Source organism: Candidatus Streptomyces philanthi (assembly GCF_059553635.1).
Map to the genome: position 1 here is coordinate 1 of NZ_JCANQV010000200.1, position 10,953 is coordinate 10,953.

9 protein-coding genes are annotated in these 10,953 nt (G+C 71.8%); 2 read left to right on the top strand and 7 right to left on the bottom strand.

Annotated features, from left to right (window positions below; translation table 11 throughout):
* Positions 1–1,058 (top strand): [protein-PII] uridylyltransferase family protein (locus AC51EU_RS21045; protein ID WP_496268568.1); only part of this gene is annotated, 1,058 nt, incomplete at its 5' end.
* Positions 1,059–1,076: 18 nt separating this feature from the next.
* Here AC51EU_RS21045 and AC51EU_RS21050 read toward each other — a convergent pair.
* The 7 genes from AC51EU_RS21050 to AC51EU_RS21080 all read right to left on the bottom strand — a co-directional run bounded on the left by AC51EU_RS21050 (position 1,077) and on the right by AC51EU_RS21080 (position 9,561).
* The gene (locus AC51EU_RS21050; protein ID WP_496268569.1) at positions 1,077–2,243 is read right to left on the bottom strand and encodes a lactate 2-monooxygenase; all 1,167 of its coding nucleotides are present in this window, start codon (positions 2,241–2,243) and stop codon (positions 1,077–1,079) included.
* A gap of 271 nt (positions 2,244–2,514) precedes the next feature.
* Entirely contained in the window at positions 2,515–3,360 is an 846-nt protein-coding gene (locus AC51EU_RS21055) for a phosphatase PAP2 family protein (RefSeq protein ID WP_496268570.1), read from the bottom strand.
* Positions 3,361–3,725: 365 nt separating this feature from the next.
* Positions 3,726–4,829, bottom strand: coding sequence for a LacI family DNA-binding transcriptional regulator (locus AC51EU_RS21060; protein WP_496268571.1), 1,104 nt, complete (start codon positions 4,827–4,829; stop codon positions 3,726–3,728).
* Complete coding sequence (locus AC51EU_RS21065; RefSeq protein WP_496268572.1) at positions 4,817–6,442, bottom strand: glycoside hydrolase family 13 protein; 1,626 nt, start codon at positions 6,440–6,442, stop codon at positions 4,817–4,819. Before AC51EU_RS21065 ends, AC51EU_RS21060 begins: the two co-directional genes overlap by 13 nt.
* 1 nt (position 6,443) lies before the next feature.
* On the bottom strand, positions 6,444–7,352 hold the full coding sequence (locus AC51EU_RS21070) for a sugar ABC transporter permease (protein WP_496268573.1): 909 nt from the start codon (positions 7,350–7,352) through the stop codon (positions 6,444–6,446).
* Between the two features lie 2 nt (positions 7,353–7,354).
* Positions 7,355–8,290: a carbohydrate ABC transporter permease gene (locus AC51EU_RS21075; protein ID WP_496268574.1), complete on the bottom strand. Its 936-nt coding sequence runs from the start codon at positions 8,288–8,290 to the stop codon at positions 7,355–7,357.
* On the bottom strand, positions 8,287–9,561 hold the full coding sequence (locus AC51EU_RS21080) for an extracellular solute-binding protein (protein WP_496268575.1): 1,275 nt from the start codon (positions 9,559–9,561) through the stop codon (positions 8,287–8,289). The genes AC51EU_RS21075 and AC51EU_RS21080 overlap by 4 nt, the downstream gene beginning before the upstream one ends.
* Before the next feature lie 254 nt (positions 9,562–9,815).
* Here AC51EU_RS21080 and AC51EU_RS21085 point away from each other — a divergent pair.
* The coding region (locus AC51EU_RS21085) for an alpha-amylase family glycosyl hydrolase (protein WP_496268576.1) at positions 9,816–10,953 on the top strand (1,138 nt) is incomplete at its 3' end.

The window sequence follows — 10,953 nt, forward strand, 5'->3', positions numbered from 1 at the left end:
GAGTACGCCGCAGGGAATTGTTCCGCACCGCCGCCGCCGACCTGATCGGCGCCTACGGCACGGAGGTCCGCCCCGTCGAGGACGACCCGGGCCGCGCCGTGGACGCCGTCGGCTCCGCCGTCTCCGACCTCAACGCCGCCACCCTCGCCGGCGCGCTGCGCGCCGCCGTCCGCGCGCAGTGGGGCGACACCCTGCCCACCCGGTTCGCCGTCATCGGCATGGGCCGCTTCGGCGGCCACGAACTGAGCTACGGCTCCGACGCCGACGTCCTCTTCGTCCACGAACCCCGCGAGGGCGCCGACGAACAGGAGGCCGCCAAGGCCGCCCACGCCGTCGCCAACGAGATGCGCCGCCTCCTCCAACTCCCCTCCGCCGACCCGCCGCTGCCCATCGACGCCGACCTGCGCCCGGAGGGCAGGTCCGGCCCGCTGGTGCGCTCCCTGTCCTCGTACGCCGCCTACTACCGCCGCTGGTCGCTGGTGTGGGAGGCGCAGGCCCTGCTGCGCGCCGAACCGGTCGCCGGGGACGCCGACCTCGGCCGCCGCTTCACCGAGCTGATCGACCCCCTGCGCTACCCCGCCGAGGGCCTCGGCGAGGACGCCGTCCGCGAGATCCGCCGCCTCAAGGCCCGGATGGAGTCCGAGCGCCTGCCACGCGGCGCCGACCCCACCACCCACGCCAAGCTCGGCCGCGGCGGCCTCAGCGACGTCGAGTGGACCGTCCAGCTCCTCCAGATGCGGCACGGCTGGGAACACCCCGGCCTGCGCACCACCCGCACCCGCGAGGCCCTGGCCGCCGCCCACGCCGCCGGCCTGATCGGCACCGAGGAGGCCGGCGTCCTCGACGCGGCATGGGTGCTGGCGGCCCGCGTCCGCAACGGGGTGATGCTGGTCCGCGGCCGCCCCGGCGACACCTTCCCCGCCGACGGCCGCGAACTCGCCGCGGTCGGCCGCTACCTCGGCTACGAGGAGGGCCACGTCGGGGAGATGCTGGACGACTACCGCCGCGTCACCCGGCGCGCCCGCGTCGTCGTGGAGGAACTGTTCTACGGGGGCTGAGCCCGGGGCCCGCCCCGTTCACCCCACGCGCCGCAGCGCCTCCGGGGTGAGGTCCGCCAGGGCCGGATACCCGTCCACCGCCATGATCAGATCGGCCTCGGCGAGCAGCGACCGCAGGACGTGGACGACACCGTCGGTGCCGCCGAGCGCCAGCCCGTACGCGTAGGGGCGCCCGACGCCGACGGCGGTCGCGCCCAGCGCCAGGGCCTTGATCACGTCCGCCCCGCTGCGGACACCCGAGTCGAACAGCACGGGCAGCCCGCCGGCGGCCGCGACGACTCCGGGCAGCGCGTCGAGCGCGGGCAGCCCGCCGTTGGCCTGGCGCCCGCCGTGGTTGGAGCAGTACAGGCCGTCGGCCCCGGCGTCCTTGGCGCGGCGCGCGTCGTCCGGGTGGCAGATGCCCTTGAGGATCAGCGGGAGCCGGGTGAGCGACCGCAGCCACGGAAGGTCGTCCCAGGTCAGCGGCTTGGCGAAGATCTGTGCCCAGTGCCGTACGGCGGCCTGCGGGTCCTCCTCCGGGGTGCGGGCGAGCCGTGAGCGGAAGACCGGGTCGCAGGTGTAGTTCGCCAGGCAGTGGCCGCGCAGCTGCGGGAAGTTGCCGGTGCCGAGGTCACGGGGGCGCCATCCCGTGACCCAGGTGTCCAGGGTGACGACGATCCCCGCGAACCCGGCCCGCTCCGCACGCCGGACCAGGCTCTCGGCCACCTCCCGGTCGTCCGGCGTGTACAGCTGGAAGAACCCGGGCGTCGCCCCGAACCCGGCGGCCACCTCCTCCATCGGGTCACAGGTCAGCGTCGAGGCGACCATGGGGACGCCGGTCCGCGCGGCCGCCCGCGCGACGGCCAGATCGCCGTGCCCGTCCCGCTCGCACAGCCCGAGGACCCCGATCGGCGCCATGAACAGCGGCGACGGCAGCGTCACCCCGCACAGCTCCACGGAAAGGTCCCGCTCCGCCGCCCCCACCAGCATCCGGGGTATCAGCCCCCACCGCCGGAACACCTCGGCATTGGCCCGCTGCGTGAACTCGTCCCCCGCGCCCCCGGCGACATACGACCGCAGGGAGTCCGACAGCACCGCGTGCGCCCGCGCCTCCAGCTCCTCGTACGTGAGCGGGAACCGCGGTACGACACCACGCAACCCGTCGAGGTAGATCTCGTTCTGGTAGTCCCCGAACGCCCGCCCCATGCCGCACACCTTCCTGTCGCGCCACCGGCCCGCCCGCGCCCTCCGGCTCACGACGCGGCAACGGCCCATCGGTCCCGCACGACAATGCCGCACAATCCCACGGCGGGGAAGCGGGGGACGGCGGTGCCGGTGAGGTTCCTGTGCCGCGACCGCGAAGCGCCCGGGGCCGGTGCGCGCCGGGCGGCAAGCGTGACGGTGCGCGCGTACGAGGGTGAGCCGAGCCCCGGCCCGAGTGGTCGTGCACGGAGACGTCCCGCCGCTCCGTCTCCCGTTACGCCGTGGCCTCGGCACCTATGTAGCGCCCCATCCGGTGGGGCAGGCGGCCGTACCAGGCGTATGCGAGACCGAAGCCGAAGGCGAGGCAGAGGATGCCGCCGAGGGCGTCGAGCCAGAAGTGGTTGGCGGTGGAGACGATGACGAGGAGAGTGGTGGCGGGGTAGAGAAGCCCGAGTGCCTTGGCCCAGCGGCGGCGGGCGAGCAGGGCGATGGTGATACCGCACCACAGGGACCAGCCGATGTGCATCGACGGCATCGCGGCGTACTGGTTGGACATCGAGGCGAGGTTGCCGGAGGCCATCGAGCCCCAGGTGCCGTGCTCGATGACGGTGTCGATGAAGCCGCCGTCCGTCATCAGGCGGGGCGGCGCCAGGGGATAGAAGTAGTAGCCGATCAGGGCTATGCCGGTGGTGGCGAAGAGGGCGAGGCGGGCGGCGGCGTAGCGGCCGGGGTGCCAGCGGTAGAGCCAGACCAGGACGCCGATGGTGACGATGAAGTGCAAGGTGGCGTAGTAGTAGTTCATCGAAACGATCAGCCAGGTCACCGAGTTCACGGCGTGGTTGACGGTGTGCTCCACCGCGATGCCCAGGGCGTGCTCGGCCCGCCAGATCCAGTCGGCGTTCGCCAGCGCCTTGTCCTTCTGCTCGGGCACCGCGTTGCGGATGAGCGAGTACGTCCAGTAACTGACCGCGATCAGCAGTATCTCGAACCACAGCCGGGGCGTGCGCGGCAGGCGGAGCCGGGCGAAGCGGCTTCGCGGCTCCGGGCGGTCCGCGGCGCCCCGGTACAGGGGCGGCGGTGCCGGCCGGTCGTCCACGGTGTTCATACGTACTTCACCCATGGGCAGACAGTTTGCCAGAAAGGGGTGTAGAGCCGATCATCCCACGGTCGGGTATGCGGCAGCCCCCGAGTAGGCCCGGAGGGGGAGCCGGATGGGCCCGGGGAGGGATACGCGCCGGTCGCGCGGAGGGGCCGGGGCAGTCGCTTTCCCGCAGGGCCTTGCACGCCTTTTACGGATTCCCCGGCCGTTCCTTGCACGTTCTTACGGACTCTTGCGCGTTCTTGCAGTTTCTTGCGGAAGGCGTACCGGTCCGGCCTCGCCGCGCGGCACACACCGCCCCGGGCCTTGTGAAGTCCGCGCCCCGATCCCGTGGGGCCTGGCACTCCGGCCGGGCCCCACAAAAATCCGCGTACCGAGTCCCCGCCTTACGAAACCCGCGCCGACTTTGCGGAGTTCGTCCGCTTTTGCGGGGATCTCTGTCCGGGCATCACCGGCGGCGCCGACGCGGTGGACCCGCGGACGACCAGCTCCGGGTGGAAGACGAACTCGCTGTGCGGCGCCGGCGTACCGCCGATCTCCTCCAGCAGCGCGCGCACCGCGGCCTGCCCCATGGCCTGCACGGGTTGGCGGACGGTGGTGAGGGGTGGGTCGGTGAAGGCGATGAGGGGGGAGTCGTCGAAGCCGACGACGGAGACGTGGGTGGGGACGTCGAGTCCGCGTTGGCGTGCGGCGCGGATGGCGCCCAGCGCCATGAGGTCGCTGCCGCAGACGATGCCGGTGCATCCGTCGTCCAGCAGCGCCGACGCCGCCGCCTGCCCTCCCTCGACCCCGAACAGGGTGTTCCGTACGCGCCGCGCGGCCCGCTCCGGCGTCAGCCCGAACGTCTCGCCGAGCGCCGCGGTGAACCCCTTGGTCTTGCGGTACGAGGGGACGTAGCGGGCCGGGCCGACGGCGAGGCCGATCCGCTCGTGGCCCAGCTCGGCGAGATGGCGTACGGCCGTGCGCGCGGCGGCGTGGTCGTCCGGGGAGACGAACGGCGCGTCGATGTGCGGGCGGTAGCCGTTGATCAGGACGAAGGGGACACCGCGGTCGGAGAGGCGGGTGTAGCGGGCGGTGTCGGACGCGGTGTCGGCGTGCAGTCCGGAGAGGAAGACGATGCCCGTGACGCCGCGTTCCTCCAGCTGCTCGACGAGTTCGTCCTCGGTGGCACCGCCGGGCTGCTGGGTGCAGAGCACGGGGGTGTAGCCGTGGCCGGCCAGGGACTGCTCGATGATCTGGGCGAAGGCCGGGAAGATCGGGTTGGTGAGTTCCGGGATGACCAGGCCGACCAGGCCCGCGCTGCGGCGGCGCGGGCGGCCGGGGCGGGCGTGGCCGAGGACGTCGAGGGCGTCCAGCACGGTCCGGCGGGTGGTCGCGGAGACCCCGGGCTTCCCGTTGAGGACGCGGCTGACGGTGGCCTCGCTGACACCGGCCCGCGCGGCGATGTCGGCGAGGCGGGGCGAGGGGCCCTCCGACGTCACAGGCTCCACCAGACGGTCGTGTCCGGCGGGAGGTCGTACTGCCCCGGGCTGCCCGGGATCTCCGTGGGAAGGGCGCCGCTGGACAGCAGAGGGCGGCCGGGCAGGGTGACGCGCGCCGTCCGGGTGGTGGTGTTGGCGGCGCAGAGGAGTCCGCCGTCGCGTCGGAAGGCGAGGGTGCCGTGGGGGGTGTCGAGCCAGTGGACGGTGTGGCCGGCGCCGAGGGCGGGGTGGGTGCGGCGGAGGGTGAGGGCGGTGCGGTAGAACTCCAGGGTGGAGGCGGGGTCGCCGGTCTGGGCCTCCACGGTGAGAGGGCCCCAGTCGTCGGGTTGCGGCAACCAGCTGCCGCCGGTGCCGAACCCGTAGGGCGGACGCGTCCCCGACCACGGCAGGGGCACCCGGCAACCGTCCCGCAGACCGTCCTGACCGGTGTCGCGGAAGAAGGACGGGTCCTGGCGGACCTCGTCGGGCAGGTCCGTGACCTCCGGGAGGCCCAGTTCCTCGCCCTGGTAGAGGTACGCGGAACCGGGCAGGGCGAGCATGAGGAGCGTGGCGGCGCGGGCGCGTGGCAGGCCCCCGCCCAGGCGCGTGGTGTGCCGGACCACGTCGTGGTTGGACAGCACCCAGGTGGTCGGCGCGCCGACCGGGCGCATGGCGTCGAGGGAGGCGTCTATGGCCTCGCGGAGCCGGTCCGCGTCCCATTCCGTCGTCAGGTACGGGAAGTTGAACGCCTGGTGGAGTTCGTCGGGGCGCAGATAGAGGGCGGTGCGTTCGGGGCTGGGGGTCCATGCCTCGGCGACGGCGACACGGTCGTCCGCGTACTCGTCGAGGACGGTACGCCAGGAGCGGTAGACCTCGTGGACACCGTCCTGGTCGAAGAACGGCAGCACCTGGTTGCCCAGGAGCCTCAGCTGGTCGGTGACGCCCATGTCGGGCAGGCCGGGGGCCTTGACCAGGCCGTGGGCCACATCGATCCGGAAGCCGTCGACGCCGAGGTCCAGCCAGAAGCGCAGGACGGAGCGGAACTCGTCCTGGACGGCGGGGTGGTCCCAGTTGAAGTCGGGCTGCTCGGGGGCGAAGAGGTGCAGGTACCACTCGCCGTCGGGCAGCCGGGTCCAGGCGGGGCCGCCGAAGAGGGACTCCCAGTCGTTGGGCGGGAGTTCGCCGTCGGTGCCGCGTCCGGGGCGGAAGTGGAAGCGGTCGCGCAGCGGGGAGCCGGGGCCCTCGCGCAGCGCCTGCCGGAACCAGACGTGCTGGTCGGAGCAGTGGTTGGGGACGACATCGACGATGATCCGCAGGCCGAGGCCGTGGGCGTCGCGGATGACCGCCTCGGCGTCGGCGAGGGTGCCGAAGACGGGGTCGACGGCGCGGTAGTCGGCGACGTCGTAGCCGCCGTCGGCCTGCGGGGAGGCGTAGAAGGGGCTGAGCCAGACGGCGTCGACGCCCAGGTCCTTGAGGTACGGCAGGCGGCTCCTGATGCCGCGCAGGTCTCCCGTGCCGTCGCCGTCGGCGTCGGCGAAGCTGCGCGGATAGACCTGGTAGATGACCGCGTCGCGCCACCAGCCGGAGCGGTCGTCGGGCGTCGGGCGGGGATCGGGGGCGGGGGCGGCGGAGTGCTGGGTCATGTCATCCCTTGGTCGTGCCGGAGGTCAGGCCGGATACGAGATGCCGCTGGGCGAAGGCGAAGACGAGCGCGGCCGGAACGGCGATGATCACGGCTGCGGCGGTCATCGATCCCCAGTCGTTGGTGTACTGGTTGACGAAGGTCTGGAGGCCGCCCGCGAGGGTGAGGTTCTGCTCCCCGGTCATGAAGGCGGAGGCGTAGGCGACCTCGGCCCAGGCGGTGACGAAGGTGTAGAAGCCGGTGACGGCGAGGCCGGGGCGGGCGAGCGGGAGGACCAGCCGCCAGAAGGTGCCGAACGGGTTCAGTCCGTCGACCCGTCCCGCCTCGTCGATCTCCACCGGGATGGTGTCGAAGTAGCCCTTCATCATCCAGGCGCAGAACGGGACGGCGATGGTGAGGTAGGTGATGACGAGGCCGGCGGGCTGGTTGAGCAGGCCGAGGCCGGCGAGCAGGTTGTAGAGCGGGACGATCAGTACCGCCACCGGGAACATCTGGGTGATCAGCAGCAGCCACATCAGCGGGCGCATGCCGGGGAAGCGGAAGCGGCTGACGGCGTAGCCGGTGGTGGCGGCGAGGAAGACGCCCAGGACGGTGGTGGCGCCGACGACGATCACGGAGTTCTTGAACCAGGTCAGGAACGCGGTGTCGGCCAGTACATGGGTGTAGTTGGCGAGGGTGAAGTTCTTGACGGGCTCGGTGGTGAAGGCGTCGTTCTTCGGTTTGAAGGACGTCACCAGGAGCCACAGGGGCGGGAAGACCGCGACGACGACGGCGCACAGCAGGGTGGCGTGCAGGCCGACGGAGGCGATGCGGCTTCTTTCACCGCGCTTGCGGAAACGTGCGCCGTCCGGCCGGTCGTTCGTGCGGCCGGGGTGCGGCGCATGCGGCGCCGTGGTGGTGGTCGTGGTCATCGTCACCACACCTCTCCCTGCCGGCGCAGTGCCCGGCGGTAGGCCACGGCGACCAGCGAGAGCAGCAGCAGGATCAGGACGCCCCAGGTCGCCGAGAGCGAGAAGTCGCGGGGGCTGTCGACGAACGAGAGCCGGTAGGCGTAGGTCACCAGGATCTCCGTGGCGTCCCCGGGCCCGCCGCGGGTCAGCAGGAAGATCACCGGGAACATGTTGAACGTCCAGATGGTGGAGAGCAGCACCACCGTGCTGCTGACCGTCCGCAGCCCCGGCACCGTGATGTGGCAAAACCGCTGCCAGGGCCCGGCCCCGTCCATCTCGGCGGCCTCGTACAGCTGGCCCGGGATGGCCTGGAGACCGCCGAGCAGCGCGACCAGCATGAACGGGACGCCCAGCCAGACATTGACGGCGATGACCGAGAGCTTGGCCCAGAGCGGGTCGTTGAGCCAGGGCACCGCGTCGATGCCGCCCCCGGCGAGCAGCTTGTTGAGGATGCCGTTCTGCTCGTTGAACAGCATCCGCCAGGTGAAGACCGAGATGAAGGCCGGGATGGCCCACGGCAGGACCAGCGCGACGCGGTAGACGCCGCGGCCGCGCAGCGAGCGGTGGAGGAGGACGGCCAGACCCAGGCCGATCAGGAACGTCAGCCCGACGCAGCCGGCCGTCCACACCACCGTCCAGCCCAGCCGGCCCCAGAAGACGGGGTCGGCGAGCACGGCGCGGTAGTTGTCCAGGCCGGTGAAGGAGTACGTGGCCGGGATGTGGTTCATGCCGATGTGGCGTTCGACGTTGGACTCGTCGGCGTCGGTGAGCGAGAGGAGGAGCCCGCGCACCAGCGGCCAGCCGATGATCACGCCGATGACGAGGACGACCGGGGCGGTCATCGCCCAGGCGTACCAGTGGGTGCCGAAGGCCCTGCGCACCCGTACGGCGAGGGTCACTTGTAGTCCTTGAGCAGCTTCCGGTACGTCTCACCGGTGGCCTTGGCGGCCTCCTCGGGGGTGGCGGCGCCGGTGAGCACCTTGTTCATCTGGACCTTGATCGGCTCGAAGAGGGAGTTGCCCTGGGCGATCCACGGCCGCTGCACCGCGCCGTCCACGGCGGGCTTGAAGAACTTCACCATCTCGTTGTTCTTCACCGACGGGACGGCGTAGACGGACCTGCGGGTGGGCAGCAGGCTGAGCTTCTCGGTGGTCTCGCGCTGGACGGCGGCCGAGCTCATGTACCTGACGAACTCGTAGGAGGCGGCGAGGTTCTTGGAGCCGGCGTAGACCGAGAGGTTCCAGCCGCCCTGCGGGGAGCCCTGGGCGCGGCTGCCGCCGGGGACGGGGGCGACGCCGAGGTTGTTCCTGTCGCGGAACGCCTCTCCGGCGCGGGCGCCCTCGATGTCCCAGGGTCCGTCGACCGCCATCGCGACCTTGCCGTCCTTGAGGGCCTTGAGCTGGTTCTCCTGGCCGTCGGTGGCGTCGGTGACGGCGGCGCCGGAGTCGACCAGGTGCTTGAGGGTCGCGAACGCCTTGGCGCCGGTGCCGTCGTCGATCTTCACGATCTTGTCGCGGGCGTCGACCATGTCGCCGCCCTCGCCGTAGAGGTACGGCAGGAACCAGTACGCGTCGTCGCCGCGCAGGTAGAGGGCGGTGGCGCCGGTCTTCGCCTTGATCTTCTTGGCGGAGGCGGACAGCTCGTCGAAGGTCTTGGGCACCTCGACGCCGGCCTTCTTCAGCAGCCGCTTGTTGTAGAAGAGGCCGAGGGTGTCGGTGACCTGGGGGGCGGCGTAGGTCTTGCCCTGGAACCTGGTGCTGCCGAGGGCCTGCGGCAGGTAGTCGTCGGTCTTGTCGAGGGCGGGGGTGCCGTCGAGGGGGGCGAGGTAGCCGAGGCCGGCGAAGTCGGCGACCCAGGCGACCTCGGTGCGCATCACGTCGGGGGCGCCGGAGTTGCCGCCCGCCGCGTTCTTGAACTTGGCGTTGGCGTCGCCGAAGGGGACGCTCACATACTCGACGTGGACCTTGGGGTACTTCTTCTGGAAGCCTTCCGCAAGCTTGCGGTACGTCGCCTTCTCGGCGTCGTTGGAGGTGTCCCAGAACGTGACGGTGCCCGACAGATCGCCGGACGCGGCGGCGCCGTCGCCGTCACCGCCCCCGCAGGCCGTCGCCGTCAGGGCCAGGCCCGCTACCAGCGCGAGGGCGGTTGCGCCACGTATGCCACGCCGCATGTGTGAACTCCTTTGGGAATTGCCTGAGATGGCGTCAGGAACGTAACAGCGCGCTCTCCGATCCGAAAGACCTTGCGGCAAATTTCTGCAAGAAAACCGGAAGAGGTTGCAGCAGGATGCTCCGGCACGCCCCCTTCTGTGCGCCCGCAAGCCCCGTCACCCCCGTGTCCTCCGTGCGTTGACCCCATGAAAGAACGCGCATGCCCCTTGCAACACGCCCCGCTCTCGACCCTCGACCCGACAGGGACGGCAGGATGACCCAGCAGCTCACCTCCCCCAGCCCCACCCGCCGGACGGCCGGACCGGACCACGGCCCCCACTGGTGGCACGAAGCCGTCATCTACCAGGTCTACGTCCGCTCGTTCGCCGACAGCGACGGCGACGGGATCGGCGACCTGCGCGGGGCGCGCGACCGGCTGCCGTACCTCAAGGACCTGGGCGTCGACGCCGTCTGGCTCACGCCGTTCTACGCGTCCCCGCAGGCCGACGGCGGCTACGACGTCGCCGACTACCGCGCCGTCGACCCCGTCTTCGGCAGCCTGGGCGACGCCGGAGAACTGATCAGCGCCGCCCACACCCTGGGCCTGCGGGTCATCGTCGACATCGTCCCCAACCACACCTCCGACCGGCACCCGTGGTTCCAGGACCCCGACCTCGCCCGGCAGCGCTACGTCTTCCGCCCCGGCCGCGGCCCGGACGGCGCGCTCCCGCCCAACGACTGGGAGTCCGTCTTCGGCGGCCCGGCGTGGACCCGTACCGACCGCGGCGACTGGTACCTGCACCTCTTCGCCCCCGAGCAGCCCGACCTCGACTGGGAACGGCCCGAGGTGCACGACGAGTTCGCCGCCGTCCTGCGCTTCTGGCTGGACCTCGGGGTCGACGGCTTCCGGATCGATGTGGCCCACGGCATGGTCAAGGCGCCCGGCCTGCCGGACATCGGCCACGGCCGGCAGGCCCGGCTCATCGGCAACCAGGTGCTGCCGTTCTTCGACCAGGACGGCGTCCATGTCATCCACCGCTCCTGGCGCCGGCTGCTGGACGCCTACGACGGCGAGCGCATCGGTGTCGCCGAGGCATGGGCGCCCTCCGCCGAACGACTGGCCCTCTACGTCCGGCCGGACGAGCTGCACCAGGCGTTCAACTTCCACTTCCTCAACACCGGTTGGGACGCGGACGCGCTGCGCGCGGTGATCGACGCCTCCCTCGCCGCGACCTCCTCCGTCGGCGCGCCGACCACCTGGGTGCTGTCCAACCACGACGTGGTCCGGCACACCACGCGCCTGGGCGGGGGCCTGCCGCGCGCCCGCGCCGCCACGCTCCTCATGCTCGCCCTGCCCGGTTCCGCGTACCTCTACCAGGGCGAGGAACTGGGCCTCCCGGAGGTCACGGACC